The 25,556-nt window shown below is 70.4% G+C and carries 25 protein-coding genes; 12 read left to right on the top strand and 13 right to left on the bottom strand.

Features of this window, described 5'->3' with window-relative positions:
• Positions 1-88: 88 nt before the first annotated feature.
• Together OOK07_RS09550 and OOK07_RS09545 are read right to left on the bottom strand one after the other, a co-directional pair.
• Positions 89-916: a hypothetical protein gene (locus tag OOK07_RS09550; RefSeq protein WP_266795915.1), complete on the bottom strand. Its 828-nt coding sequence runs from the start codon at positions 914-916 to the stop codon at positions 89-91.
• Positions 913-1,479, bottom strand: coding sequence for a SigE family RNA polymerase sigma factor (locus tag OOK07_RS09545; protein WP_266678761.1), 567 nt, complete (start codon positions 1,477-1,479; stop codon positions 913-915). Before OOK07_RS09545 ends, OOK07_RS09550 begins: the two co-directional genes overlap by 4 nt.
• A 234-nt stretch (positions 1,480-1,713) precedes the next feature.
• Between OOK07_RS09545 and OOK07_RS09540 the strand changes: the two genes are divergently transcribed.
• Positions 1,714-3,165, top strand: coding sequence for an NCS2 family permease (locus OOK07_RS09540; protein WP_266795914.1), 1,452 nt, complete (start codon positions 1,714-1,716; stop codon positions 3,163-3,165).
• A 10-nt stretch (positions 3,166-3,175) separates the two neighbouring features.
• Here the strand turns inward: OOK07_RS09540 and OOK07_RS09535 are convergent, their stop codons facing one another.
• The 3 genes from OOK07_RS09535 to OOK07_RS09525 all read right to left on the bottom strand — a co-directional run bounded on the left by OOK07_RS09535 (position 3,176) and on the right by OOK07_RS09525 (position 5,986).
• Complete coding sequence (locus OOK07_RS09535) at positions 3,176-4,627, bottom strand: peptidoglycan D,D-transpeptidase FtsI family protein (RefSeq protein WP_266795913.1); 1,452 nt, start codon at positions 4,625-4,627, stop codon at positions 3,176-3,178.
• Positions 4,628-4,709: 82 nt separating this feature from the next.
• Positions 4,710-5,180 carry a GNAT family N-acetyltransferase gene (locus OOK07_RS09530; RefSeq protein ID WP_266678755.1) on the bottom strand — a complete coding sequence of 157 codons (471 nt, stop codon included), beginning with the start codon at positions 5,178-5,180 and terminating at the stop codon, positions 4,710-4,712.
• A gap of 32 nt (positions 5,181-5,212) precedes the next feature.
• Positions 5,213-5,986 carry an IclR family transcriptional regulator gene (locus OOK07_RS09525; protein ID WP_266678753.1) on the bottom strand — a complete coding sequence of 258 codons (774 nt, stop codon included), beginning with the start codon at positions 5,984-5,986 and terminating at the stop codon, positions 5,213-5,215.
• A 120-nt stretch (positions 5,987-6,106) separates the two neighbouring features.
• Here OOK07_RS09525 and OOK07_RS09520 point away from each other — a divergent pair, with 120 nt between their 5' ends.
• Both OOK07_RS09520 and OOK07_RS09515 read left to right on the top strand, forming a co-directional pair.
• Entirely contained in the window at positions 6,107-7,636 is a 1,530-nt protein-coding gene (locus tag OOK07_RS09520; RefSeq protein ID WP_266678751.1) for an aldehyde dehydrogenase (NADP(+)), read from the top strand.
• 145 nt (positions 7,637-7,781) lie between these two features.
• The gene (locus OOK07_RS09515) at positions 7,782-8,390 is read left to right on the top strand and encodes a DUF1349 domain-containing protein (RefSeq protein WP_266678749.1); all 609 of its coding nucleotides are present in this window, start codon (positions 7,782-7,784) and stop codon (positions 8,388-8,390) included.
• A gap of 114 nt (positions 8,391-8,504) precedes the next feature.
• On the opposite strand, the gene OOK07_RS09510 is transcribed toward OOK07_RS09515, so the two are convergent.
• A complete protein-coding gene (locus OOK07_RS09510; RefSeq protein ID WP_266678747.1) occupies positions 8,505-9,872 on the bottom strand; it encodes an MFS transporter in 1,368 nt (455 codons plus the stop codon).
• A 70-nt stretch (positions 9,873-9,942) separates the two neighbouring features.
• Between OOK07_RS09510 and OOK07_RS09505 the strand changes: the two genes are divergently transcribed.
• The 4 genes from OOK07_RS09505 to OOK07_RS09490 all read left to right on the top strand — a co-directional run bounded on the left by OOK07_RS09505 (position 9,943) and on the right by OOK07_RS09490 (position 13,384).
• Positions 9,943-10,938: a GlxA family transcriptional regulator gene (locus OOK07_RS09505; protein ID WP_266678745.1), complete on the top strand. Its 996-nt coding sequence runs from the start codon at positions 9,943-9,945 to the stop codon at positions 10,936-10,938.
• Complete coding sequence (locus OOK07_RS09500; protein ID WP_266795911.1) at positions 10,935-11,441, top strand: GNAT family N-acetyltransferase; 507 nt, start codon at positions 10,935-10,937, stop codon at positions 11,439-11,441. The genes OOK07_RS09505 and OOK07_RS09500 overlap by 4 nt, the downstream gene beginning before the upstream one ends.
• 68 nt (positions 11,442-11,509) lie before the next feature.
• Complete coding sequence (locus OOK07_RS09495; protein WP_266795910.1) at positions 11,510-12,235, top strand: DsbA family oxidoreductase; 726 nt, start codon at positions 11,510-11,512, stop codon at positions 12,233-12,235.
• Between the two features lie 60 nt (positions 12,236-12,295).
• Positions 12,296-13,384: an aminotransferase class V-fold PLP-dependent enzyme gene (locus OOK07_RS09490; protein WP_406311424.1), complete on the top strand. Its 1,089-nt coding sequence runs from the start codon at positions 12,296-12,298 to the stop codon at positions 13,382-13,384.
• Positions 13,385-13,526: 142 nt separating this feature from the next.
• Here OOK07_RS09490 and thpD read toward each other — a convergent pair whose 3' ends face one another.
• The 5 genes from thpD to OOK07_RS09465 all read right to left on the bottom strand — a co-directional run bounded on the left by thpD (position 13,527) and on the right by OOK07_RS09465 (position 18,178).
• On the bottom strand, positions 13,527-14,417 hold the full coding sequence (thpD, locus tag OOK07_RS09485; RefSeq protein WP_266795908.1) for an ectoine hydroxylase: 891 nt from the start codon (positions 14,415-14,417) through the stop codon (positions 13,527-13,529).
• A gap of 7 nt (positions 14,418-14,424) precedes the next feature.
• Positions 14,425-14,829 (bottom strand): ectoine synthase, encoded by a 405-nt coding sequence (locus OOK07_RS09480; RefSeq protein ID WP_266678735.1) that lies wholly within the window; start codon positions 14,827-14,829, stop codon positions 14,425-14,427.
• A 23-nt stretch (positions 14,830-14,852) separates the two neighbouring features.
• The gene (ectB, locus tag OOK07_RS09475; protein ID WP_266678734.1) at positions 14,853-16,124 is read right to left on the bottom strand and encodes a diaminobutyrate--2-oxoglutarate transaminase; all 1,272 of its coding nucleotides are present in this window, start codon (positions 16,122-16,124) and stop codon (positions 14,853-14,855) included.
• Positions 16,125-16,252: 128 nt separating this feature from the next.
• Positions 16,253-16,759 carry a diaminobutyrate acetyltransferase gene (ectA, locus tag OOK07_RS09470; RefSeq protein ID WP_266678732.1) on the bottom strand — a complete coding sequence of 169 codons (507 nt, stop codon included), beginning with the start codon at positions 16,757-16,759 and terminating at the stop codon, positions 16,253-16,255.
• A gap of 366 nt (positions 16,760-17,125) precedes the next feature.
• Entirely contained in the window at positions 17,126-18,178 is a 1,053-nt protein-coding gene (locus tag OOK07_RS09465) for a pyridoxal-phosphate-dependent aminotransferase family protein (protein ID WP_266795907.1), read from the bottom strand.
• A 189-nt stretch (positions 18,179-18,367) separates the two neighbouring features.
• On the opposite strand from OOK07_RS09465, the gene OOK07_RS09460 reads away from it, so the two are divergent.
• From OOK07_RS09460 to OOK07_RS09440, 5 genes are all read left to right on the top strand, one after another.
• The gene (locus OOK07_RS09460; protein WP_266678728.1) at positions 18,368-19,237 is read left to right on the top strand and encodes a transporter substrate-binding domain-containing protein; all 870 of its coding nucleotides are present in this window, start codon (positions 18,368-18,370) and stop codon (positions 19,235-19,237) included.
• Positions 19,238-19,240: 3 nt separating this feature from the next.
• Entirely contained in the window at positions 19,241-20,074 is an 834-nt protein-coding gene (locus OOK07_RS09455) for an amino acid ABC transporter permease (RefSeq protein WP_266678726.1), read from the top strand.
• Positions 20,071-20,862: an amino acid ABC transporter ATP-binding protein gene (locus OOK07_RS09450; RefSeq protein WP_266795905.1), complete on the top strand. Its 792-nt coding sequence runs from the start codon at positions 20,071-20,073 to the stop codon at positions 20,860-20,862. The genes OOK07_RS09455 and OOK07_RS09450 overlap by 4 nt, the downstream gene beginning before the upstream one ends.
• Before the next feature lie 246 nt (positions 20,863-21,108).
• On the top strand, positions 21,109-22,200 hold the full coding sequence (locus OOK07_RS09445) for an amidohydrolase family protein (protein ID WP_266795903.1): 1,092 nt from the start codon (positions 21,109-21,111) through the stop codon (positions 22,198-22,200).
• Between the two features lie 219 nt (positions 22,201-22,419).
• A complete protein-coding gene (locus OOK07_RS09440; RefSeq protein ID WP_266795901.1) occupies positions 22,420-23,334 on the top strand; it encodes an SCO1860 family LAETG-anchored protein in 915 nt (304 codons plus the stop codon).
• 108 nt (positions 23,335-23,442) lie between these two features.
• Here OOK07_RS09440 and cobC read toward each other — a convergent pair whose 3' ends face one another.
• Together cobC and OOK07_RS09430 are read right to left on the bottom strand one after the other, a co-directional pair.
• Positions 23,443-24,522 (bottom strand): Rv2231c family histidinol phosphate aminotransferase CobC, encoded by a 1,080-nt coding sequence (cobC, locus tag OOK07_RS09435; protein WP_405672517.1) that lies wholly within the window; start codon positions 24,520-24,522, stop codon positions 23,443-23,445.
• The gene (locus OOK07_RS09430; RefSeq protein ID WP_266795899.1) at positions 24,506-25,420 is read right to left on the bottom strand and encodes a sirohydrochlorin chelatase; all 915 of its coding nucleotides are present in this window, start codon (positions 25,418-25,420) and stop codon (positions 24,506-24,508) included. Before OOK07_RS09430 ends, cobC begins: the two co-directional genes overlap by 17 nt.
• Positions 25,421-25,556 lie beyond the last annotated feature (136 nt).

Raw genomic sequence — 25,556 nt, 5'->3', positions numbered from 1 at the left:
GACGGGGACATGGTCGGCATGGTCGTGAAACCTTGTGCCCCATGGTCGCCGCCGGTGAGGAAAGGGTTGCCGCGGCGGCGGAAATTTCCTACGAGTCACTCTCGTCGTCCGCGTGAGCCGCGAAGCCGCCGCCCACCGAGCGCTGCTCCTTGTCGGCCGTGGCCCTGATCGTGTAGCTGTCGTTCTTGGTGTCCCGGCTGCCGCTCTTGTGGTTGTACTGCGCGGCGAAGACCCACTCACCCTTGGGGACCGTACGGCCCGCCTTGAGCACCCAGGTGTAGACCACGAAGCCGTCCTGCTCGCCGACGGTGAGGTCGAAGTCCTGCTCCGGCAGCGCGCGCCAGGCACCGGTCGAGCTGACCCCGCCGGTCTGTGCGACCTTCAACTGCACGGTGAGGGAGGTGAGCTGCTCGGTGTTCTTCAGGGTGAGATCGCTCTGCGCCCAGAAGCCGTTGCTGTGCGGGTCCACCGTGCCCTCCGACGACAGCGGACCGTCCTTGTCGCCCGCCGCGGGGGGCGGCAGCACGGAGGAAGAGGGCTTCGTGGAGGGGGTGTTGTCCGCCCTGGAGGACCCGGACGATCCGCTCGGCGCCGGATCCACCGGCGGGACGGGCGCGCGGCTCGTCGCGTCCTGCGACGGCGTCGGGGATACCGGGACCGTCTGCTGCGCGGGAGGGTCGTCCTTCACCGCGGACGCCACGGCGTAGCCGCCGACCGCGAGCATGCCCGCCACGGCGGCCGTCGCACCCACCACCCGTGCCCAGCCCCATACCGGCGGACGGGTCGCCCGGTGGCCGACGCGGTCGTGCATGCCCCGCTCGACGCGCGCCAGGATCCTGGCCCGGTCCGGCTCGTGCGTCTCGGCCGCCTCGTGCAGCCGGGCGCGCAGCTCGTCGGGCACGTCCTGCTGCCTCATCGGTCCGTTCCTCCGCTCTCGCCGCCACGCACCATGGTCGCGTGCACCCTGTGCGGCGCACCCTGGGAGCCCAGCAGCTTCTTCAGCTCGGCCATCCCTTTGGACGTCTGGGACTTAACCGTACCCACGGAAACACCCAGGGCGAGAGCGGTGTCCTTCTCCGAGAGATCGAACGCGTGCCGCAGCACCACACACGCCCGCTTCCGGAACGGCAGCCTGCGCAGGGCCTCCTGAACGTCGACGACCCCCGCTATGTCGGGATTCTCGGTCTTCTCCTCGCGCTGCGACCAGAACAGAGAGATCCGCCGGCGCTCGCGCACCGCGGTGCGGATCCGGGTGCGGGCCAGGTTGGTGACGACTCCGCGGGCGTAGGCGACCGGGTGGTCCGCCGCGCGCACCCGGTCCCAGCGGTGCCACAGGGCGAGCAGCGCGTCGGCCGCGAGGTCGTCGGCGGCGTCCGCCTCACCGGTCAACAGGTGGGCGAGCCGGGACAGTTCGGCGTAGTGCCGCTCGAAGAAGGTGTGGAACTCCACGGAGGCTGTGTCGTCGACGACAGTGCCCACGGGTGAACCTCTCTGTGTGTGTCATGCGAATGACATGTGATCATCCGAAGGTGACCTGGACGAGATCCGGAAGCGTAGCAGTGATCAACCTCCTGCTTCGTACAGGACTTCGAACGCAGTCTGACGGGCCGACTCTGATTCCGTAACACGGAGAAAACCTGAAACCCGTTCAAGACGGGAACAATCCAGCCAGCATCCGCACACTGATCAATCAGGCAACGAGGAGTACCCGCCATGCCCGACACCCAGAAGAAGGCCGACCGGTCAAGTACCGCGCCACCAGCGGCGAACGGCGTCGACCGGTTCTTCAGGATCTCCGAGCGGGGATCCACCTTCGGCAGGGAGATACGCGGCGGCTTCGCCACGTTCTTCACCATGGCCTACATCCTTGTCCTGAATCCCATCATCCTCGGCAGCGCGAAGGACAAGTTCGGCCACACGCTCGACACCGGCCAGCTCGTCACCGCCACCGCCCTGGTGGCCTGTGTGATGACGATCATCATGGGTGTCGGCGGCAACCTCCCGCTCGCCATCGCGGCGGGCCTCGGCCTCAACGCCGTGGTCGCCTTCCAGCTGGCCCCGCTGATGAGCTGGTCCGACGCGATGGGCCTGGTCGTCCTCGAAGGCATCCTGATCTGCGTCCTGGTGCTCACCGGACTGCGCAAGGCGATCATGGACGCCATTCCGCAGCAGCTCAAGCAGGCCATCGGTGTCGGCATCGGCCTGTTCATCGCGTTCATCGGCTTCGTCGACGCCGGGTTCGTCAGCCGGATCCCGGACATGGCCCACACCACCGTGCCGGTCCAGCTGGGCGCGGTCGGCCGGCTGACCGGCTGGCCCGTTCTGGTGTTCTGTCTCGGCGTGCTGCTCACCATCGCGCTGCTCGCGCGCAAGGTGAAGGGCGCCATCCTGATCAGCATCGTGACCATGACGATCGTCGCGATCGTCATCGACGCGGTGGCGGACATCAAGAGCTGGGGCCTGACCACCCCGCACGTGCCCGACAAGATCGTCTCCACCCCGGACTTCGGACTCGTCGGCCACTTCAGCCTGTTCGGCGGCTTCGCGAAGGCCGGCATCCTCACCGCGGTCCTGCTGGTGTTCACGCTGATCCTGTCGGACTTCTTCGACGCCATGGGCACGATCGTCGGCATCAGCGCCGAGGCCGGGCTGCTCGACGAGGACGGGCAGGTGCCGGGCCTCGGCCGCGTGCTGTTCATCGACGGCGCCGCGGCCGTGGCGGGTGGCCTCGGGTCGGCCTCGTCCAACACCGCGTACATCGAGTCGGCGGCGGGCGTCGGCGAGGGCGCGCGGACCGGATTCGCGAACCTGATCACGGGCGGGATGTTCGGCCTCGCGCTGTTCCTCACGCCGCTGCTGACGATCGTCCCGCTGCAGGCCGCCGCGCCCGCCCTGATCGCCGTCGGCTTCCTGATGATGACCCACGTCAAGCACATCGACTGGGACCGGTACGAGATCGCCATCCCGGCGTTCCTGACGATCGCCACGATGCCGTTCACGTACTCGATAACGGACGGCATCGGGGCGGGCTTCCTGGCCTACGTCCTCATCAAGGCGGTGCTCGGAAAGGCCAAGGAGGTGCACTGGCTGCTGTGGGCGGTGTCGGCACTGTTCCTGGTGTACTTCGCGATCGATCCGGTGGAGCAGATCCTGGGCGTGAAGTAGCCGACCGCGCTCAGTTCTTGAGGGCCGCCTCCATCATGGCCTTGGCCACGGGGGCGGCCAGGCCGTTCCCGCTGACCTCCGAGCGGGCCGCGTTCGACTGCTCGACGAGGACCGCCACGGCGACCTCCCTGCCGCCCGCCTTGCCGTAGGAAGTGAACCAGGCGTACGGGGTCTTGCTGTTGTTCTCGCCGTGCTGGGCCGTGCCCGTCTTGCCGCCCACGGTCGCGCCCGGGATCTGCGCGTTGGTACCGGTGCCCTTCTCCACGACCGTCTGCATCGCCGACTGCAGTTGCCGGGCCGTCCCGGAGCTGACGATCTCCTTCGTGCTCGCGTCGTCGTCGTAGTTCTTCAGCACGTCGCCGCCGCTGTCGGTGATCTGGGAGACCATGTGCGGCGAGACCAGCTTGCCGCCGTTCGCCAGAGCGGCGGACACCATGGCCATTTGGAGTGGGGTCGCGGTGACGTCGTACTGGCCGATGCCCGTCAGGGCCGTGGAGGAGCGGTCCATGCCGGAGGGGTAGACGCTGGTGTAGGCGCGCACCGGAACGTCCTGCTCCTTGTCGTTGAAGCCGAATTTCTCGGCCATCGCCTTCACCTTGTCCTGGCCCAGGTCGACGGCCATCTTGGCGAAGACGTTGTTGCAGGAGTACTCCAGCGCGGTGCGGATCGAGGCGTTCTCGCAGGGAGCGCTCGGGTTCTCGTTCGACAGGTCCTGGGTGGTGCCCGGGAGCGTGTACGGGTCGGGGCTCTTCGTCTTCTCGTCCACCGACGAGTACAGCCCGTCCTCCAGCGCCGCTGCCGCGACGACCAGTTTGAACGTCGAGCCCGGCGGCAGCGGCTGGCGCAGCGCGCGGTTGGTCAGCGGCTTGTCCGAGTCGGCGTTCAGCTGCTTCCAGGCCTTGCCCGCCGTGTTGGCGTCGGTCAGCGACGACGGGTCGTACGAGGGCGTCGACACGACCCCGAGGATCCTGCCGGTCTTCGGGTCGATCGCGACGGCCGCGCCCTTCTTGTCGCCGAGCGCGTCGTACGCCGCCTTCTGCACGTCCGGGTCGATCGTCGTGACCACGTTGCCCGGATCGGCGCGCTTGCCGGTGACCGTGTCCATCACGGTGTTGAGGCGGCTGTCCGTGCCGTCGAGGAGGTCCTGGTAGACGCCCTCCAGCTGGGTCGGTGCGTAGGCCTGCGAGGCGTAGCCCGTCACCGCCGCGTACAGCTTGCCGTCCTTGTACGTGCGCTTGTACTTGAGGTCGCTGTCCTTCGTCGCCGCGGAACCGGTGATCGAGTCTCCGGCCACGATGATGTTCCCGAGCGGCTCCGCGTACGTCTTCATCGCGTTGCGCCGGTTGTCGGTGTCGTCCGCGAGGGCCTTGCCGTCGTAGAACTGCACCCACGTCGCCCTGAACAGAAGAGCGAACACGAGCAGCAGTGTGAAGACGGAGGCCCGCCTGATCGTCTTGTTCATCCCGCTCAGCAAGACGAGCGGAAGGGCGGGAATCGTTCCCGTCCGCCCCGATTTCTCATCGGGTGTTCATGAAGCCGGCCTCTCACCCCTCCAGCGTCAGCACGACCTCGTCGATCTCCTCGCCGCGTGCGTTCGCGAACCCCGACGCCCGGGCGGTGAGCCGGAAACCGCACTTCTCCAGGACCCGCCGCGAACCGGCGTTGTCCGCCGCGGCGCGCGCGTACAGCGGGCGCTCGCGCACCTCGACCAGCAGCTCCCGCAGCGCGGCCGTGGCCACGCCCCGCCCCCAGTAGGCGCGGTCCACCCAGTACGTGACCTCGCGCTCGCCCGGAGTTCCGTACACCGCCGCGCTGCCGACCACGTCACCGTCGGCCAGGACCGTCCGCGCGACGGCGTCCGACGCCCGGATCCGTTTCCAGAGGGATGTGAAGGCGTCCCAGTCGGCCGGGTCCTTCGGAGTGAAGGCGGCCATCCGCTGGGCCTCCGGATCGTTCATCTGCCGGAAGAAGACCGGCAGATCGCTGTCGTGGGTCTCGCGGAGAACGACGTCCATGGAGGCGGAGCCTACTGCCGGGGCACCAGGTGTCAGAGCCTGCGGGTCGCCAGGGCCAGCCGGTCCCGCGCGTCGAACAACGCGTCCTTCACCAGCTGCTCGTGCGCGGGAGTCAGCCGCGCCACCGGAACCGAGCAGCTGATCGCGTCACGTGCTGGAGTGCGGTAGGGGATGGCGACCCCGAAGCAGCGCAGGCCCAGCGTGTTCTCCTCGCGGTCCACGGCGAAGCCCTGGTCCCGGATCTGGCGCAGCTCCTCGATGAGCTTCTCCCGGTCCGTGACGGTGTTCTCGGTGAGCGCCGGGAGCGTCTCCGGGAGCAGCTTGCGGACCTGCTCGTCCGTGTACGTGCTCAGCAGCGCCTTGCCCAGCGAAGTGGAGTGCGCGGGCAGGCGGCGGCCCACCCGCGTGAAAGGGCGAAGATAGTGCTGCGACTGGCGGGTGGCCAGGTACACGACGTTCGTGCCGTCCAGGCGGGCCAGGTGGATCGTCTCCGTGGTGTCGTCCGACAGCCGGTCAAGCGTCGGCCGGGCCGCCGCCACCACCTCGTCGCCGTCGATGTACGACGTGCCGACCAGCAGCGCCCGCACCCCGATGCCGTACCGGGTGCCCGTCGCGTCCGTCTCCACCCAGCCCAGCTCCACCAGTGTGCGCAGCAGCATGTACAGGCTGGATTTGGGATACCCGACGGCCTCCTGGACCGACGCCAGGGAGTGCATACCGGGGCGACCGGCGAAGTACTCGAGCAGTTCAACGGTCCGTACCGCGGACTTGACCTGCGCCCCGCCGCCTGTCTCGGCTACCGACATCGCCCTTGACCCCTTCGTTCGACGGGAAATAGTCTCCAACAGCATATTCATCATCAGAGACAGCGTTCAGTATATCGAACGAACTGGTGAGTGACCCAGAAATACCTGGAGGGACCCGCGGTGGCAGCAGCACCAGTCTGGAGTGTCGACCCCCGTACCGGGAAGCAGCGTGAACAGGTTGCGGTGGAGGCCACAGCCCAGGAGGTGGACGCCGCCGTCCGGGCCGCGCACGCGGCCCGCGGCGCGCTCGCCGACCGTGCGGTCCGCTCGGCCTTCCTGCGCACCGCCGCCGAGCAGCTCGAAGCCGCGAAGGAGTGGCTCGTCGAGACCGCCGACGCGGAGACCGCGCTCGGCCCGGTCCGCCTCACCGGCGAACTCGCCCGTACCTGCTACCAGTTGCGGTCCTTCGCGGACATCGTCGACGAGGGCGCCTTCCTCGACGTGATCATCAACCATCCGGACGGCACGGCGACCCCGCCGATCCCGGACCTGCGCCGCTACAAGGTGCCGCTGGGCGTCGTCGCCGTCTACTCGGCATCCAACTTCCCCTTCGCCTTCTCGGTCGCCGGCGGTGACACCGCGAGCGCGCTCGGCGCGGGCTGCCCGGTCGTCGTCAAGGCCCACCCCGACCACCCGGCCCTGTCCGAGCTGGTCGCCAAGGTGCTGCGCCGGGCCGCTGCCGCGCACGGCGTTCCCGAGGGCGTCATCGGCCTGGTCCACGGCTTCGAGGCAGGCGTCGAGCTGGTCAGGCACCCGCTGGTCTCGGCGGCCGGCTTCACCGGTTCCGTACGGGGTGGCCGTGCCCTCTTCGACGCGGCCGCCGCGCGTCCGGTCCCGATCCCGTTCCACGGCGAGCTGGGTTCCCTGAACCCCGTGGTCGTCACCGAGGCCGCGGCGGCGGAGCGTGCCGAGGAGATCGGCACGGGGCTCGCCGGATCGATGACCCTGGGCGTCGGGCAGTTCTGCGTGAAGCCCGGCCTGGTGCTCGCCCCGTCCGGAGCGGCGGGCGACCGCCTGGTGAAGTCCCTGACGGACGCGGTGAGCGACACAGAGGCGGGGGTCCTGCTGGACCACCGCATGCGGGACAACTTCGTCGCCGGAGTCGCCGAGCGCACCGAACTCCCCGACGTGGACTCCCCGGTGACACCGGGCGCGGGCGGCGAGCACACGGTGAGCGCGGGCTTCCTCACGGTGTCGGCGGACAAGCTGGCGCAGGAAGGCCAGTACGACCTGCTCCTGGAGGAGTGCTTCGGGCCGGTGACGGTCGTGGCCCGCTACGAGGACGAGGCGGAGGTCCAGGGAGTGCTGTCGCGGCTGCCGGGCAACCTCACGGCGACGGTTCACCTGTCGGCGGAGGAGGCGGCCGGCGAGGGCCGCGGCGCGGAGCTCCTGGCCGAGCTGACCCCGCTCGCGGGCCGTGTCCTGGTGAACGGCTGGCCGACGGGTGTCGCGGTCGCGGCCGCCCAGCACCACGGCGGTCCGTACCCGGCGACCACGTCCACGTCGACGTCCGTCGGCGGTACCGCGATCGAGCGCTGGATGCGGCCGGTGACGTACCAGACGGCGCCCGAGGCGATCCTGCCGCCCGAACTGCGGGACGACAACCCGCTGGGACTGCCCCGCCGGTTCAACGGGCGCCTGGAGCGGTAGCGCTCCGCCGGGTGTGCCGCAGGGGCGCGGGTCGGCCGCGGGGTGCCGGCTCGTCGTCGCCTGTCGCGCCCACGCGGCCGAGCCGCATGTCGATACAGCCCCGTGCCCCTTGGGCATGCCGCAGGTGCCCTGAGACACTCTGGCGATGGACTTGGAACTTCCCGAACTGCCCTTCTCCCTCCGCACCTACGGCCCCGACGGGCACTGGTCCTATGAGGACGGCATCCTCAGCGGATGGGCCGGGTCCCGGCAGGACCGCTTCGTGCCGCCCACCGATGAGGCTCTGGAGCCCGCCTCCGACGCGCCGCGTCTGCTCGGGGCGCCCGAAGGGGACTTCCAGCTGATCGCTCGGGTCACGGTCGGGTTCGCCGGGGCCTTCGACGCCGGGGTGTTGTACGTCCACGTCGGCGAGCGGGCCTGGGCCAAGCTCTGCCTGGAGTACTCCCCGCACGTGCCCACCGTCTGCACGGTGGTCACCCGGGGGCACTCCGACGATGCCAACTCCTTCAGCGTGGACGGCAGTTCGGTGTGGCTCCGGGTGAGCCGCACCGGACGTGCCTTCGCCTTCCACGCCTCTCGCGACGGCAAGCACTGGACCTTCGTCCGGCTCTTCACCCTGGGCGCGGAGAAGGAGACGGAGGCCGCCCTGATCGGCTTCATGACGCAGTCGCCGATGGGAGAGGGGTGCGTGGTGACGTACGACCACATCGAGTTCAGGGACAACTGGCCGGCGGACCTGAGAGACGGCAGCTGACTCAGCCCGTCGGTTCTTCGGGGACGCCGGTCGCTGCAACTCAGCCCGTCCGGCGTTTGAGGACGAGGCCCCTTCAGGGCCGAAGCGGGGGTCTGGGGGCGGCAGCCCCCAGCACTACCGCAACCGAGACGTAGCCGCACCCGTCAGCACGAGCGCCCCCGCACTGATCACCAACGCCGACCGCATCCCCTCCGCGAACCCCCCGGAGACCAGCGTCCCGAAGACGGCGATCCCAAGGCCCCCCGCCACCTGCCGCGCGGCGTTGAGCACGCCGGCCGCCAGCCCCGCCCGCTCCACCGGCACCGCATCCATCATCGCGGCGGTCAGCGGCGGCACCACCAGCGCGCACCCCAGCGCCAGCGGCACGAGCAGCACGGCCACCAGGACGGAAGACGTGCCGGCATCGACGTACAGCAGGACGAGCAGTCCTGCGACCGCCAGTGCCTGCCCCACCAGCATCGGCAGCCGCGCGCCGTAGCGCCCCGCGAGCTTGCCCGCCACCACGTTCGTCACCGCGATCAGGCCCGTCATGGGCAGGAACGCCAGCCCGGCCTGCAGCGCGGACAAGCCCTGGACCTGCTGGAAGAAGAGGGAGAAGACGAACACCACACTGTAGAAGGCCACGCTGACCGCCGCTCCCGCGGCGACCACCACGGCCACCGTCCGATTGCGGAACAGGCCGAGCGGCACGACCGGATGCGGGCTGCGGGCCTCGACCCGCCAGAACACGACGGCCGCCACGACGGCCACAGCAAGCGCCGCCCACCCGGCCGCCCCACCCTCGATCACCGCGAACGTGAGGGCTGTCAGCGCCACGACCGCCGTCACCTGCCCCGGCAGATCCAGCGGTGCCGGCCGGCGCTCCGAGCGCGGGGTCCGGAGCAGAAGTGCCAGAATCAGTGCCCCCAGCGGCAGATTGACGAAGAAGATCCCGCGCCAGTCCCAGGCCGTGGTCAGCAGACCCCCCGCCACCGGACCCAGGGCCACCGCCGTCGAACCGCCCGCCGCCCACGTGGCCACCGCCCGCGCCCGCCGCGCCGGTTCAGGAAACGCCTGCCGCACCAGCGCCAGCGAGGCCGGGAGCACCACGGCCGCCGCCATGCCCTGCACCACCCGCGCGCCGATGAGGGCCGGCAGGTTCGGCGCCAGTCCGCAGGCCGCCGAGGCAAGAGTGAAGACCGTGGTGCCCAGCGCGAACGCACGGCTCGCCCCCGCCCGGTCCGAGAAGGCGCCCGTGGACAGCATCAGCGCGGCGAACGACAGGGTGTAGGCGTCCACCACCCACTGCAGGCCGGCCATTCCGCCGCCGAGGGAGGAGCCGATCGCGGGCAGGGCCACGTTCACCACGGAGGCGTCGAGGCCGATCAGCGCGAAGCCGAGGAGGGCGGCGGTGAGGGTGAGCGCGGGGGAGGGCCTCTTGGGCGCCAACTCGCGCTCGGGGGAGGCGAGTTCATCGCACCTGTGGATCTGGTTCGTCGTCATGCGTCCATGCTGCGGATCCCCGCCGTCGTACAGTAGTGGCCTGAATGTCATACGCCCGGAGGTTCTGGCCATGTCCGAGGAGCTCGTCCCGCACCGCATCGCCGTGATCGCGCCGTCACCCGTCTCGATGTTCAACCTGGCCATCCCCGAGCTGCTGTTCGGCAAGGTCCGGGTACAGGGGCGGCCCGGCTACGAGGTGGTCATCTGCGCCGCCGAGCCGGGGCCGGTTCCCACCAGCGGAGGGCTCGACCTGTACGTGCGCCACGGTCTGGGGGCCGTGCTGGAGGCGGACACGGTGGTCGTCGCGGGCACCGGTGCGCCCTACGATCCGGACCCGCGGATCGTGGCCGCCGTGCGCGAGGCGGACGACGCCGGAAAGCGGATCGCGTCCCTGTGCACCGGCGCCTTCCAGCTCGCCGAGGCGGGCCTGCTCCAGGGCCGCAGGGCCACGACGTACTGGGCGCACGCCGAGGAGCTGCGCAGGCGGTACCCGCAGGTCGACCTCCAGGGTGACGTGCTGTACGTCCAGGACGGCCCGTACGTCACGGCGTCCGGCTACGCCGCCGGCATCGACCTCTGCCTGCATGTCATCCGCACCGACTACGGCGCCGCCGTCGCCAACGAGGTCGCCCGCCTCACCCTGGTGGCCCCCGTACGGCCCGGCGGCCAGACCCAGTTCGCGCACACCCCGCTGCCGCCCGAGCGCGGCCATGCCTGCGCCGACACTCGCGGCTGGGCCATGCGCAACCTCGACAAGCCCCTCACCCTGACCGAGCTGGCCCGCCACGCGGGAGTCTCCGTCCGCACCCTCACCCGCCGCTTCCATGCCGAGAGCGGCGTCAGCCCCCTGCAATGGCTGCTGCACCAGCGCATCGAGCGCGCCAGGGAACTCCTGGAGAGCACCACCCTGCCCATGGACCAGGTGGCCCGAGCCTGCGGACTGGGCACGGCCGACTCACTGCGTGCCCACGTGGTCCGCCGCACGGGTCTGACGCCGAGCGCGTACCGGGCGCAGTTCACCCGGCTGGGAACCGCGACCGCCGAGGGCACGTCCTCCGCCGCATGATCAGAGCGAACCGGACCGTCGACTCCCTGGTGATCAGAACCGCCCTGGGGGCGGAAGCCGCCGCCGTCGCCGCGCTGCACGTGCGCGCCCGCTCCACCTACTGCCCGGACGGCCTCCCGGACGACGGACACGACTGGCCGGCCGCCTGGAGCCGGGCCATCGAGCGGCCCGACGGCCAGGTGCTGTGCGCGGTGCGCGACGCCCGCCTGGTCGGCATCGCCTCCTTCCGCACCGCGGAGCGCGCCCCCGCGGACACGGTCAAGCTGTTCCAGTTCCACGTCGAACCCGACCAGTGGCGCTCCGGCGTGGGCACGGCCCTGCACGCCGCCTGCGTCGAGCAGTGGCAGGCGGACGGCAGGCGTACGGCCGTCCTCGACGTGCACGCGGGCAACGACCGCGCCCAGGCGTTCTACGCCCGTCGGGGCTGGACCCCGGACCCGGAGAACCCGCCGATGCCCGGGGACCACCACCGGTATCTGCGGTATGCGGTGCCCGGGGAATGATCCTCGCTGCTTGAACGTTCATCCACTCGGCGGAGGGAACCTCCGTACCCGTACGAGCTGGAGAGAACATGAAGGTCGAGATCTGGTCGGACATCGCCTGTCCCTGGTGCTACGTGGGCAAGGCCCGCTTCGAGAAGGCCCTCGACGCCTTCCCGCACCGCGACCAGGTCGAGGTCGTGCACCGCTCCTTCGAGCTGGACCCGGGCCGCGCCAAGGGCGACGTCCAGCCGGTGATCACCATGCTCACCAAGAAGTACGGCATGAGTGCGGCGCAGGCGCAGGCGGGCGAGGAGAACCTGGGCACGCAGGCCGCCGCCGAGGGCCTGGAGTACCGCACCCGGGACCGTGACCACGGCAACACCTTCGACATGCACCGCCTGCTGCACCTCGCCAAGGACCAGGGCCGGCAGGACGCACTCATCCAGGCTCTGTACAGGGCGAACTTCGCCGAGGAGCGGTCGCTGTTCACCGAGGGCGACGAGCGGCTGGTGGAGCTGGCCGTGGCCGCCGGGCTGGCGGCCGAGGACGCCCGCAGGGTGCTCGCCGACCAGGCCGCGTACGCCGAAGAGGTCCGCGCCGACGAGCGCGAGGCCGCCGAGCTGGGTGCGAACGGCGTGCCCTTCTTCGTCCTCGACCGCAAGTTCGGCGTCTCAGGCGCCCAGCCCGCGGAGGTCTTCACCCAGGCGCTGACCCAGGCGTGGGGCGAGCGCTCGCCGCTGAAGCTGATCGACGAAGGCGCGGCGGGCGGCGCGGAGGCGTGCGGCCCGGACGGGTGCGCGGTGCCGCAGCACTGATACGTGCAGGTGAGGGCGGAACTATAAGCACCGCTTAGGGGTACCACGTATAAATCGGCAATGGACCATGACTTCTCCCGGGTTCACAGTGGAGCCATGGAGACGACCTTCGAGAGTCGCGTCCGAGCCGAGTTCGCGCCGAAGAAGACCTATCTGAACACCGCGAGCACCGGGCTGCTGCCCGCGCGCACCGTGGCCGCCATGCGCGCCGCCGTGGCGGCGGCCGCGGTCGGTGACCCGACCGACATGTTCGCGGACGTCGAGGCGAGCCGCGCTTCCTGCGCGCGGCTCGTCGGCGTCCCCGAGCGCCGGGTGGCGGCCGGGGCCTCCGTCGCCGTCTACAGCGGACTGATCGCCGCCTCCCTCCCGGCGGGCGCCGAAGTCCTCACCGCGGAGGGCGACTTCAGCTCCGTCGTGAACCCCTTCCACGTCCGGTCCGGCCTCAAGGTGCGGATCGTGCCGCTGGAGCGGATCGCCGAGTCGGTGCGGCCCGGCACCGCCCTGGTCGCGGTCAGCGCCGCCCAGTCCGCCGACGGGCGGGTGGCGGACCTGTCCGCGATCAGGGAGGCGGCGCGCGAGCACGGGGCGCGTACGTACGTGGACGCGTCCCAGGCCGCCGGCTGGCTGGACTTCGACGCGGACGCCTACGACTACTCCGCCTGCGTCGGCTTCAAGTGGCTCGTCTGCCCGCGGGGCGTGGCCTTCCTGGTCGTCCCGGAGGACATGGGGGGACTCACCCCGCTGTTCGCCGGGTGGGTGGCGGGCGAGCACCCCTGGGACACGTGCTACGGCCCCATCGACGAACTCGCCCACTCCGCCCGGCGGTTCGACGAGAGCCCCGCCCTCTTCTCCTACGCAGGCGCCCGCCGCTCGCTCGAACTGCTGGAGGAACTCGGCACGGACGCCGTACGCGCCCACGACCTCGCCCTCGCCGACCGCTTCCGCGCGGGCCTGGCCTCCCTCGGTCACCAGCCCGTCCCGTCCCCCGGCTCGCCGATCGTCGCCGTACCCGGACTCGGCCGCCGCCAGGGCGAGTTGAGCGGCGCCGGGGTGGAGGTCTCCGACCGCGCGGGCAACCTGCGCGCGGCCTTCCACCTGTACAACACGTCCGCCGATGTCGACCGCCTGCTGGACGTCCTGTCTCCCTGAACCGCCGGCGCGGTCCCTGCCGGGAACTCCCGGGAGGGACCGCGCCGCCAAGGGGACGAGGGTGCCGTCCGCGACGAAACTGGAGCGGGCGGCGTCACTGTCGTGGCTGTGAAGCCAGTGACGCCGCCCGCTCCAGTGAGGGTCACCGTACGGGCGTGAAGTCCCTCGCTCCAATGAACGCGGGCCGCCGGATGGGTGCCGCGAACGGCTCCACGGCCTCGTTCTCCACGCTGTTGAACACGATGAACACGTTGCTGCGCGGGAACGGCGTGATGTTGTCGCCCGAGCCGTGCATGCAGTTGCAGTCGAACCAGGTCGCCGAACCTGCCTTGCCCGTGAAGAGCTTGATGCCGTACTCGCTCGCCATCTTGGTCAGCGCCTCGTCCGACGGCGTGCCCGCGTCCTGCATCTGCAGCGACTGCTTGTAGTTGTCCTTCGGGGTGGCGCCGGCGCAGCCGAGGAACGTGTGGTGCGACCCCGGCATGATCATGAGGCCGCCGTTGGTGTCGTAGTTCTCGGTCAGCGCGATCGAGACGGACACCGTGCGCATGTTGGGCAGGCCGTCCTCGGCATGCCAGGTCTCGAAGTCCGAGTGCCAGTAGAAGCCGCTGGCCCCGAAGCCCGGCTTGACGTTGATCCGCGACTGGTGGACGTACACGTCCGAACCGAGGATCTGCCGGGCCCGGCCGACGACCCGCTCGTCGCGCACGAGCCGGGCGAAGACCTCGCTGATCTTGTGCACCTCGAAGACCGAGCGGATCTCCTTGGACTTCGGCTCGATGATCGACCGCTCGTCCGCCCGGATCGCCGGGTCGGCGATGAGCCGCTCCAACTCCTGGTGGCAGACGGCGACTTCGTCGTCCGTGATGAGCTCCTCGATGGCGAGGAAGCCGTCACGCTCGAACGACTGGAGGCCGGTGGCCGGGATCGGGCCGGGGGCGTCGGGGGCGCCCCAGACGACGGGGTCCTGGCGCGGAACGGACACCTCGGTGGCGCCGCGGCTGGGGTAGAGATCGGTGACGGTGGTGGTCATGGTGATGTCACACCTCCTCGGGCTCGGTGAGCAGCGGGTAGATCCCGTTCTCGTCGTGGTCCTCCCGTCCGGTCACGGGCGGGTTGAAGACACAGATGCAGCGGAAGTCCTCCTTGATCCGCATCGTGTGCCGCTCGTGCCCGTCGAGGAGGTACATGGTGCCGGGCGTGATGGTGTACTTCTGCCCGGTCTCGTCGTCGGTGAGTTCGGCCTCGCCCTCGACGCACACGACGGCCTCGATGTGGTTCGCGTACCACATCGACGTCTCCGTACCCGCGTACAGGATCGTCTCGTGTACGGAGAAGCCGACCCTCTCCTTGGCGAGGACGATGCGTTTGCTCTCCCACGTGCCGGACGCGGCCTTCACATGGCGGTCGGTGCCTTCGATGTCCTTGAACGAACGGACGATCACGGTGCTGCACTACTCCTTTTTTGCTAGACGGTTTCGCGTACGGCGCGGGCGAGGATGCTCAGACCCTCGTCCAGCTCCTCGGGGGTGATGGTGAGCGCCGGGAGCAGCTTGACGACCTCGCTCTCCGGGCCCGAGGTCTCGATGAGCAGCCCGAGTTCGAAGGCGCGCTTGGCGACCCGCCCCGCCCGCTCCTTGTCGTGGAACTCCAGGCCCCACACGAGTCCGCGGCCGCGGTACTCCTTGATGTCGGCGAGGTTCTCCTCGGTGATCGCGATGAAGGCCTGCTCGACCTGCTCACCGCGCGCCCGGGTCTGCTTCTCCATCGCGGACCCGTCCGCCCAGTACGCCTCCAGGGCGGCGGTGGCCGTGACGAAGGCGGGGTTGTTGCCGCGGAAGGTGCCGTTGTGCTCGCCCGGCTCCCAGATGTCCAGCTCGGGCTTGAACAGGCACAGCGACATGGGCAGCCCGTAGCCGCTGATCGACTTGGACACGGTGACGATGTCCGGCGTGATGCCCGCCTCCTCGAAGGAGAAGAAGGCACCGGTACGGCCGCATCCCATCTGGATGTCGTCGACGATGAGCAGCATGTCCTGGCGCTCGCACAGCGCGGCGAGCGCCTGCAGCCACTCGCGGCGCGCGACGTTGATGCCGCCCTCGCCCTGCACGGTCTCGACGATCACGGCGGCGGGCTTGTTGAGCCCGGAGCCCTGGTCCTCCAGCAGCCGCTCGAACCACAGGAAGTCCTCGACCGTGCCGTCGAAGTAGTTGTCGAACGGCATGGGGGTGCCGTGCACCAGCGGAATCCCGGCGCCGGCCCGCTTGAAGGCGTTGCCGGTCACGGCGAGCGAGCCGAGCGACATGCCGTGGAAGGCGTTGGTGAACGACACGATGGACTCGCGCCCCTTCACCTTGCGGGCGAGCTTGAGAGCCGACTCCACGGCGTTGGTCCCCGTCGGACCCGGGAACATGACCTTGTACGGCAGGTCGCGCGGCCGCAGCACCAGGTCCTGGAAGGTCTGCAGGAAGGACCGCTTGGCGGTGGTCGACATGTCGAGCCCGTGCGTGACGCCGTCCCGCTCCAGGTAGTCGATCAACGCCCGTTTCAGGACGGGGTTGTTGTGGCCGTAGTTCAGCGAGCCGGCCCCGGCGAAGAAGTCCAGGTACTCGTGGCCGTCCTCGTCGTACATCCGGCTGCCCTGCGCGCGGTCGAAGACGGTGGGCCAGCCGCGGCAGTAGCTGCGCACCTCGGACTCAAGGGTCTCGAAGACGCTGAGGTCGGGCTGGGTGATGGTCACGACGAATCGCTCCTCGTTGCGTGGGGGAGTGCGTGGGGGTCGTCAGGGAAATTCGGGGGAGGTCGGTGGAAGTCGATGGGCGCCGGCGAGGACTCGCCGGAAGCGGGGGGGCGCCGGAGATCAAGGCCTCACAGGGAGAGGGGGCCGATGCGGTACAGGACCTCGGGGTCGTGCGGCCCGTCGGGGAACAGGCCCTCGTCGAACAGCACCTCGCGCTCCACGAGGGCACCGTGCCGCTCGGCGAACGAGGTGAACAGGCGCTCGGAGCCGGTGTTGCCCGGCGTGATGGTGGTCTCGACGGCGGTGATCCGATGTGCGGCACCGGCCCGGGCGACCAGCCCGTCGAGCAACGTGCCGGCCAGCCCGCGCCCGCGGTAGGCCTCGTCCACCGCCACCTGCCACACCAGCAGGGTGCGCGGACGGTCCGGCCGTACGTACCCGGTGACGAAGCCGACCGGGCGGCCGTTGTCGTCGCGAGCCACGGCCGAGGTGGCGGCGAAGTCGCGACACCACAGCAGATAGCTGTACGACGAGTTCAGGTCGAGGGCCTTGGAGTCCTTGGCAATCCGCCACAACGCGGCTCCGTCCGCGACCTGCGGACGGTCGATGTGGAGATCTGCTTGCGCGGCAGTCATGCGAATTGAATTTACCGAGGGAAATTTAAAAATGCATCGCCGGTGAGGGTTACGAACGGCTGGCCCATGTGTTATCACGCGGGCGCGAGCGGCCCTACCGGGTGGGGTTGAAATGCGGGGTATTGTCCGGAAAATAGGGGGCAAATCTACCACAGTGTGTAACGCGTCACAAGCATGTAACCCCCACGAGATCTGCCCGAATTCCCCCGGTTGGCGTTCGCAGAATCTTTGCGTTTAGGTCGGGGAAAAGCGGGCAGAAGAATACGGGAAGCTACGCCGAATTGAATTCCAAAATTATGCCCGGAATTATGCCCGAGTTGGGCTCGGAATTAGGTGCCTGTTCCTCCGTGGAGAAGAAACCGGCGACTACCGCCTGGTGTCCTCCAGCGCGGTGCCCAGCGCTGCCAGGCACGCCTGCACCACCCCGGCCGTCGCATCGGCCCCGTAGTGATTGACCCGGATCATCTCCTTGGCCAGCGCGCCCCCGCCCGCCGCCAGCGGCAGGGTGGGATCCGACTCCAGGGCCCGCGCCACCAGCTCCGACGCGACGACCCCCGAAGGTGTCCTCAGCGTCGTGGCGACGGGTGCCGCCTCCCGGGCCTCGTGCACATACGGCTGCAGGCCGGCACCCAGGGTCACCGCGCCGGCCCGGGCCGCGGCTGCGGCAGACGCGTGCCGGGCCATGACCGTCTCCAGCCCCACCGCCTCGATCCGCTCGACGCACGCCTGAAGCGCCAGCATCTCCAGCTGGGCGGGCGCGTGCAGCAGCGCCTTCCGTCCGCCGTCGATCCACCGCTCCTTCCAGTCCAGCAGCGACAGGTACGACCGTCGCGGTGCCCGCGGGTTCGCCGCCATCCGCGCCCACGCCCGCTCGCTCACCGACACCGCGGACACCCCGGCCGGCCCGCCCATCGCCTTCTGCGCCCCGATGACGCACAGATCGACGCCCCAAGCGTCCGGCAGCACCGGCTCCGCCCCGATGGAGGCCACGGCGTCCAGATAGAACAGCGCCCCCTGCTCCCGTACGGCCTCCCCGATCTCCGCGACGGGGTTGGTGTTGCCGGTCGCCGCCTCCGCGTGCACCAGGGAGACGAAGTCGATCTCCGGGTGCTCCGCGAAGGCCTCCCGGATCTGCCCGGCGCTCACCGCGGTGTGGAAGGGCACCGCGAGGTCGATCACCGTCGCCCCGCAGTCCCGCAGCCAGTTCCCGAAGGTCTGCCCGTACGGCCCGGTGATGACGTTCAGCGCCGTCGTGCCGGGACCGGCCGTCCCCCGGATCGCGCCCTCGAGCGGCAGCAACGCCTCGCCCTGCATGATCACGACGTCCTGCTCGGTGCCGAGCAACCGCGCCACGCGGTCCTCGATCGAGGCGAAGTGCGCGGCGCTCAGCGGGGGCAGATCGAGGAAGGGGTGGGTCACGGCGGATGCTCTCTTCACTCATGAGTGGTCAACTCGGTTGAGGGTATCCGCCACCCGTGGCCCTCCCTTCACACGCCTTCACTTGCGACTTCTTAGGCCGGACAGCCCCGTAACCATCGGTTTAGTTTGAGAGACTCAAACTTCTCCTTATAATCGGAACCCATCAGTTCCCACACAGGAGGCCCCCCCGTGCAGACGTTCTCCGGGCGCCGGACCCGCGTTCTGGCCGCCACCACCGCGACGGCCGGGCTGGTGCTCGTTGCTGTCACCGCCTCCGGCTGCACCTCCAGCGGCAACGGCGGCAGCGGGACCAAGACGGCCGCCGGCGGGGTCGAGCTGGTCAAGGCCGGACAGCTCACCACCTGCACACACCTGCCGTACCCGCCCTTCCAGTCGGAGATCGACGGCAAGGTGCAGGGCTTCGACGTCTCGCTGATCGACCTCGTCGCGAAGAACCTCGGCGTGAAGCAGCAGATCCTCGACACGCCCTTCGAGAACTTCAAGACCGGCGCGTTCCTCAACTCCGGCGAGTGCGACCTGGCCGCGGCCGGCATGACCATCACCGCCGAGCGCAAGAAGAACGTCGACTTCTCCGACCCGTACTTCGACGCCACCCAGGCCCTCCTGGTCGACAGGAGCAGCGGCATCACCTCGCTCGCCGACGCGAAGGCCAAGAAGGTCAAGCTCGGCGCCCAGGCGCAGACGACCGGCGAGGACTACGCGAAGAAGCAGGGCTTCGACCCGGTGTCCTTCGAGACCTCGGACGCGGTCCTCAACGGCCTGCGCACCGGCCAGGTCAAGGCCGTCATCATCGACTACCCGGTCGTCCAGGGCTGGCTGAAGAGCAAGGCGAACGCGGACGCCTTCAAGCTGGCAGGCAACATCAACACCGGTGAGCAGTACGGCTTCACGGTGAAGAAGGGCAACACCAAGCTCCGCGACGCCATCAACAAGGCGATCAAGGACGCCAAGGCCGACGGCACGTACAAGAAGCTGTACGAGAAGTGGATCGGCCCCTACACCGCCTCCGCCGCCTCTCCGTCCACCTCCGCGTCCTGACCCATGGCCGATACGGACGTACCACTCCAGCCGAGGAAAAAGGGCCTGACCCGGCGTCAGAAGCGAAGCCTGTCACGCGCCGCCCAGTACGCCGTCTTCGTCGCCGCCGTGATCGCCTTCGCGGTCGGCGCCGACTGGGGCCGGCTGAAGAACCAGTTCGCCCAGTGGGACATCGCCCGGCAGATGTTCCCGGACGTCATCACCCTGGCGCTCAAGAACACCGTGCTGTACACCGTGTCCGGGTTCGTCTTCGCCCTGGTGCTCGGCCTGGTGGTGGCGCTGATGCGGCTGTCCTCCGTCGCCCCCTACCGCTGGGTCGCCGGCGTCTACATCGAGATCTTCCGTGGCCTGCCCGCCCTGCTCATCTTCATCTTCATCGGCGTGGCGATCCCGCTGGCCTTCCCGGGCACGGAGATCATCGGCGGAACCTACGGCAAGGCCGCCATCGCGCTCGGCCTGGTCGGCGCCGCCTATCTGGCGGAGACCTTCCGGGCCGGCATCCAGGCGGTGCCCAAGGGCCAGACGGAGGCGGCGCGTTCGCTCGGCTTCTCGCCCGCCCGGACCATGATCTCGATCATCATTCCGCAGGCGTTCCGCATCATCCTGCCGCCGCTGACCAACGAGTTCGTGATCCTCTTCAAGGACTCCTCCCTGGTCCTGCTCCTCGGCGTCACCCTGGAGGAGCGCGAACTGTCCAAGTACGGCCGTGACCTGGCCAGTACTACCGCCAACTCCACACCGATCCTGGTCGCCGGCCTGTGCTACCTGCTGGTGACCGTTCCGCTCGGCTTCGTCGTGCGCCGCATGGAGACGAAGGCCCAGGAGGCCGTGAAATGAGCCGACCGGAGATCCAGGTCAAGGGCCTGCACAAGTCCTTCGGCGACAACGAGGTGCTGCGCGGCATCGACCTGGAGATCGGCCAGGGCGAGGTCGTGTGCGTCATCGGCCCGTCCGGCTCGGGCAAGTCCACGCTGCTGCGGTGCGTGAACCTCCTGGAGGAGCCCACCAAGGGCCAGGTGTTCGTGGGCGGCACCGAACTCACCGATCCCGACGTCGACATCGACGCCGTACGCCGCCGTATCGGCATGGTCTTCCAGCAGTTCAACCTCTTCCCGCACCTCACGGTGACCGACAACCTCACGCTGCCGCAGCGCCGGGTGCTCAGGCGGGACAAGGCGAAGGCGGCGCGGGTGGCCGCCGAGAACCTGGAGCGGGTGGGCCTGTCGGAGAAGGCGCACGCCTACCCCGCCGCCCTCTCCGGCGGCCAGCAGCAGCGCGTCGCCATCGCCCGCTCGCTGTCGATGGGGCCCGAGGTGATGCTCTTCGACGAGCCGACCTCGGCCCTCGACCCGGAGCTGGTCGGGGACGTTCTCGCGGTCATGCGGAGACTGGCCCGGGAGGGCATGACCATGATGGTCGTCACCCACGAGATGACCTTCGCCCGCGAGGTCGCCGACCGGGTGGTCTTCATGGACGGCGGCGTGATCGTCGAGGACGGAAGTCCCGACCGGGTCATCACGAACCCGGCCCACGACCGCACCCGCCACTTCCTGTCCCGGCTCCTCGACCCGGCGATGGCCGAGGTGGAGGAGGAGACGTCGGAGAAGGCGGGCGGCGACGCCTGAAGACGACTGAAGACGACTGAAACGGGCATGGGCGCCTCTGCCGCCCAGGGGTCTGCAGCCCGAGTACACCAAGGGGCTCGATGCGCGGGCCTTCGCTCCCCGCCCTTCCCGGCCTGGGCGGCCCACCGGGGCGCAACCGCGCCCGGCGTCGGGGCCGCGGTCCTCTACGGCGTGTTCATGCTGGGTTTCGAAGGGCCGCCGTCCTGGGGGCAGTGACGCCCGGGCCCGCTGGTTAGGGTGCAGTCCATGAGCGATCACGCGGTGCTTCACGTGAAGGGCCGGGTCCTGGCCGGGCCCGACGACGTCCGTGACGAACTGTGGGTCGTCGGCGGCCGGATCTCCTACGACCGTCCCGCCGGCGCCCGCGACATCCGTACCGTCGAGGGCTGGGCCCTGCCCGGCCTGGTCGACGCCCACTGCCACGTGGGCCTCGGCCCGCACGGCCCGGTCGAGCGGGACGTGGCCGAGAAGCAGGCGCTGACCGACCGCGAGGCGGGCACCCTGCTCATCCGCGACGCGGGCTCTCCCTCGGACACCCGCTGGGCCGACGACCGCGAGGACCTCCCGAAGATCATCAGGGCGGGCCGCCACATCGCCCGCACCCGCCGCTACATGCGGGGCTACGCCTGGGAGATCGAGCCGGAGGACCTGGTCGCGTACGTCGCCCAGGAGGCACGCCGCGGCGACGGCTGGGTGAAGCTGGTCGGCGACTGGATCGACCGCGACCTCGGCGATCTGGCCCCCAGCTGGCCGCGGGACGCGGTGGAGGCGGCCATCGCCGAGGCCCACCGCCTGGGCGCCCGCGTCACCGCGCACTGCTTCGCCGAGAACTCCCTGCGGGACCTGGTCGAGGCCGGCATCGACTGCATCGAGCACGCCACCGGCCTGACGGACGACCTCGTCCCGCTCTTCGCCGAACGCGGCGTCGCGATCGTCCCCACCCTCGTCAACATCGCGACCTTCCCGGAGCTCGCGGACGGCGGCGAGGCCAGGTTCCCGCAGTGGTCGGCCCATATGCGGCGGCTGCACGAGCGCCGCTACGACACCGTGCGGGGCGCCTACGACGCGGGGATCCCGGTGTACGTCGGCACCGACGCCGGCGGTCACCTCGCCCACGGGCTGGTGGCGGGCGAGGTGGCGGAGCTGGTCGCCGCCGGCATCCCGCCCGTCGAGGCGCTGTCGGCGACGACATGGGGCGCGCGGAAGTGGCTCGGGCGGCCGGGGCTGGAGGAGGGCGCACCGGCCGACCTCGTCGTCTACGAGGACGATCCGCGGGCCGACGTACGGGTGTTGGCGGCGCCGCGACGGATAGTGCTGAACGGGCGGGTCGTCGGCTAGTTGACGCGATGCGCTCCGGCTTGTGCGCCGCTGCGTCAACCGTCGTATTCGGACAGAAGGTGGTGCGGCGGTGAAAGCGTGGAACGCCTGTGCCGTGGGATTCGAAAATGTTCACGGGGAACGCACGATGGGGTGAAGTGGCGCTGGAATGCCGCCGGTTCACTCGTCGTGGGTAATTCTTGGCGGGTCCCGAGCATGTCTCCTCCGAGGGGTCCCGCCTTGAACGGCAAGAACTTCCCGCTGTCCGCACGCCGTCTCGTCACCGTCGCGACGGCCACGGCCCTCGCCGCCGGTCCCGCGGCCCTGGCCGGCGCGGCCAGCGCGCACGCGACCGGCGACCAGGGGCACGCGAGCGCCGTGGTGCTGCGCACCGGGCTCGATGTGTCCCTGCTCAACAAGACCGTGAACGTCCCGCTCGCGGTCTCCCTCAACCAGGTCGAGGCCCCGCGGAACGCCGAAAAGACCGCACTGACCGCCACGCTGGACGGCGTGGACGGCGGAAAGCCCTTCAGCGTGCTGGACGCGAAGGTGGCGACGGCGAAGGCGTCCGTCACCTCCGCCGCGGCCGAGGGCTCGACCAACCTCGCCCACGCCAGCCTCCATGTCCCCGGCCTGCCGCTGCTGTCCCTCATCGACATCGAGAAGGTCACCTCCAAGGCGACCTGTGTGCCCGGGAAGACGCCCGTGGCCTCCTCGAACCTGCTCGGCTCGGTGACCGTCCTGGGCAAGAAGGTCACCCTGACGACCGGCGGCACCACGGACGTCAAGGTGCCCGGCGTCGGCGAGGTGCGCCTCGACCTGTCGAAGACGCAGACCACGTCACGCACGGCGGCCGCCACCGCACTGGAACTCAACGTCTCCGTCAACCCGTTGAAGCTCAACGTGGCCGATGTCGAGGGCACGCTGACCCTGGCGAAGGCGACCTGCGAGGCACCGGCCGCGGCGGCGGTGAAGCCGGGCGCGGATCCCTCCGGTGACGTCGAGGCGCAGGGTGCCCGCGGCGAGGAGGCGGGTCTTGCCGAGACCGGCGGCAGTTCCATGACGCCGTACGTCGCGGGCGGCGCGATCGCCCTGCTCGTCGCGGGCGGAGGAGCGGTGGCGCTGGCGCGCCGCGGTCGGAGCCGAACCGACTGAACCGACAGCCCCAACGACAGCCGAACGACAGCCCTGACAGGGAAGGGAAGCCTTCTCTGTCCGGGCTGTCGACCCGCCTGATGCACGGTCGACGTGAACACCGGTGGATCAGTGATGCGACGCCAGCGTCAGCGCCCGGTCCAGTGCCTGCAGAAAGGAGTTGACCGTCGCCCGGTCCCGTACCGCAAGGCGCAGCCACTCCTCGCCCAGCCCCGGGAACGTGTCACCGCGCCGTACGGCGAAGCCCAGGTCCCGCAGATGCCGGCGCACGGCCACCGCCCTGGGCAGCCGTACGAGGACGAAGGGGCCCTCGGCCGGTTCGGCGACCCGCAGCCCGTCCGAGGCGAACTCCCGCAGTCCGGCGACCAGATGGGCCCGGTCCGTGGCGACGCGGTACGCCGCATGGGCCGCCTCCGCCAGCGCCTGCGGGGCGACGCAGGCCTCGGCGGCCGCCAGTGCGGGCGTGGACACCGGCCACAGGGGCTGGGCGCGCTCCAGGTCGGCGATGGTCTCCGGGGCGGCGAGGACGTAGCCGATCCGGAGTCCCGCCAGCCCCCAGGTCTTGGTCAGGCTGCGCAGGACCACCAGACCCGGCACATCCGTCCGGCCGGCCAGCGCCTCCCGCTCACCGGGCACCGCGTCCATGAACGCCTCGTCGACCACCAGCGTCCGCCCAGGACGGGCGAGTCGAGCGATGACCGAGGCGGAGTGGAGGACGGAGGTGGGGTTCGTCGGGTTGCCGATCAGCACCAGGTCCGCGTCGTCGGGGACGGCCGCCGCATCCAGCCGGAAGCCGTCCTCCGCCCGCAGCAGGACCCGGTGCACCGAGTGGCCCGCGTCCCGCAGTGCCGCCTCCGGCTCCGTGAACTGCGGGTGGACCACCACCGGCCGGCGCACCTTCAGCGCCCGGGCCAGCAGCACGAAAGCCTCGGCCGCGCCCGCCGTCAGCAGCACCCGCTCCACCGCAAGCCCGTGCCGCGCCGCCACCGCCGCCCGCGCGGCCCGCCCGTCCGGATAGGCCGCGAGCGAGCCGAGGGAACGGGCGATGCGCTCGCGCAGCCAGGCCGGCGGTGTGTCCGCGCGGACGTTCACCGCCAGGTCGACCAGCGCGGAGCCGTCGTCACGGACCTCGGCGTCCCCGTGGTGGCGCAGGTCGGGCCCGGCGCCGTCCTCAGTGCGCATGGGCATGTCCGCCGTGGTGGTGATGGTGACCGTCGTCGTCGGGGTGGAAGTGCGGCTGCTGCGGCAGACCGACCTTGTCCTCGAAGCCGGGCAGCGCGATGCGGTACACGCACGAGTCGCAGTTCATCCGCAGATCACCCTTCACGGCCTCCTCGTACCGCTCCATCACGAGGTCGAGCAGCTCCGGCTCCGGGCCGATGACGTCCGCCGAGCGCACCTCGGCCTCCGGGTGCGCGGCCGCCCAGTCCTCGGTCTGCTGCTTCACCCGGTCCGGCAGGATGCCGGTGAAGAGGAAGTACGGCAGGACCACGATCCGCCGGGCGCCCAGCCTGACGCACCGGTCCAGGCCGCTGGGCACGTCGGGTGCCGCCAGCGACACGAACGCCGTCTCCACACCCGCGTACCCGCGCCCCTCCCACAGCAGCCGCGCCGCCTTGTGCACCTCGGCGTTGGCATCGGGGTCGGTGGATCCGCGCCCGACCAGCAGCACGGTCACGTCGGCGCGCTCCTCGGGCGAGGACACGGTGGAGCCGAGCGCCTCGTCCAGCCGCCGCTCCAGGACCGCGAGCAGCGAGGGGTGCGGGCCCAGCGGACGCCCGTACGCGTACGAGATCCCCGCGTGCCGCTCCTTTTCGCGCGACAGCGCCGCCGGGATGTCCCCCTTGGCGTGCCCGGCGGACACCAGCATCAGCGGCACGGCGGCGAAACGCCGTACCCCCTGCTCCACCAGCTCGGTGACCGCCTCGCCCAGCGGCGGCGGAGACAGCTCGATGAAGCCGCCGGCGACGGGCAGATCGGGGCGGCGGGCTCCCAGCTGCCGTACGAAGTCGCGGAACGCCTCGGCTCCGGCCTCGTCCCGGGTGCCATGACCGGCGATGAGCAGGGCGGGCGGCGGGGTGGTCACGATGTCTCCTCGGGATGTGCGGCGGACTGTGCTGCAGGCTGTGTGGCGGGCCGGGTGGCGGGCACTGACTCGGGCGGGGAAACGGGGTGGCACCGGACGGCCCGGGAGGGCCGCCGGACCGCCGGAAGCACACGGT

It is taken from the genome of Streptomyces sp. NBC_00078, from assembly GCF_026343335.1.
GTDB lineage: Bacteria > Actinomycetota > Actinomycetes > Streptomycetales > Streptomycetaceae > Streptomyces.
This window is presented reverse-complemented; position numbering and strand designations above follow the sequence as displayed.

Excerpts from the sequence above, each read along its gene's own strand:
- OOK07_RS09495 (WP_266795910.1), top strand. The coding sequence starts at position 11,510 with ATGAAGGTCGAGATCTGGTCGGACATCGCCTGTCCCTGGTGCTACGTG.
- ectA (WP_266678732.1), bottom strand. The coding sequence starts at position 16,759 with ATGACTGCCGCGCAAGCAGATCTCCACATCGACCGTCCGCAGGTCGCG.
- OOK07_RS09455 (WP_266678726.1), top strand. The coding sequence starts at position 19,241 with ATGGCCGATACGGACGTACCACTCCAGCCGAGGAAAAAGGGCCTGACC.
- OOK07_RS09510 (WP_266678747.1), bottom strand. The coding sequence starts at position 9,872 with ATGACGACGAACCAGATCCACAGGTGCGATGAACTCGCCTCCCCCGAG.
- thpD (WP_266795908.1), bottom strand. The coding sequence starts at position 14,417 with ATGACCACCACCGTCACCGATCTCTACCCCAGCCGCGGCGCCACCGAG.
- OOK07_RS09525 (WP_266678753.1), bottom strand. The coding sequence starts at position 5,986 with ATGTCGGTAGCCGAGACAGGCGGCGGGGCGCAGGTCAAGTCCGCGGTA.
- OOK07_RS09500 (WP_266795911.1), top strand. The coding sequence starts at position 10,935 with ATGATCAGAGCGAACCGGACCGTCGACTCCCTGGTGATCAGAACCGCC.
- OOK07_RS09535 (WP_266795913.1), bottom strand. The coding sequence starts at position 4,627 with ATGAACAAGACGATCAGGCGGGCCTCCGTCTTCACACTGCTGCTCGTG.
- OOK07_RS09530 (WP_266678755.1), bottom strand. The coding sequence starts at position 5,180 with ATGGACGTCGTTCTCCGCGAGACCCACGACAGCGATCTGCCGGTCTTC.
- OOK07_RS09450 (WP_266795905.1), top strand. The coding sequence starts at position 20,071 with ATGAGCCGACCGGAGATCCAGGTCAAGGGCCTGCACAAGTCCTTCGGC.
- OOK07_RS09515 (WP_266678749.1), top strand. The coding sequence starts at position 7,782 with ATGGACTTGGAACTTCCCGAACTGCCCTTCTCCCTCCGCACCTACGGC.
- OOK07_RS09505 (WP_266678745.1), top strand. The coding sequence starts at position 9,943 with ATGTCCGAGGAGCTCGTCCCGCACCGCATCGCCGTGATCGCGCCGTCA.
- cobC (WP_405672517.1), bottom strand. The coding sequence starts at position 24,522 with ATGCCCATGCGCACTGAGGACGGCGCCGGGCCCGACCTGCGCCACCAC.
- OOK07_RS09490 (WP_406311424.1), top strand. The coding sequence starts at position 12,296 with ATGGACCATGACTTCTCCCGGGTTCACAGTGGAGCCATGGAGACGACC.
- OOK07_RS09445 (WP_266795903.1), top strand. The coding sequence starts at position 21,109 with ATGAGCGATCACGCGGTGCTTCACGTGAAGGGCCGGGTCCTGGCCGGG.
- OOK07_RS09540 (WP_266795914.1), top strand. The coding sequence starts at position 1,714 with ATGCCCGACACCCAGAAGAAGGCCGACCGGTCAAGTACCGCGCCACCA.
- OOK07_RS09550 (WP_266795915.1), bottom strand. The coding sequence starts at position 916 with ATGAGGCAGCAGGACGTGCCCGACGAGCTGCGCGCCCGGCTGCACGAG.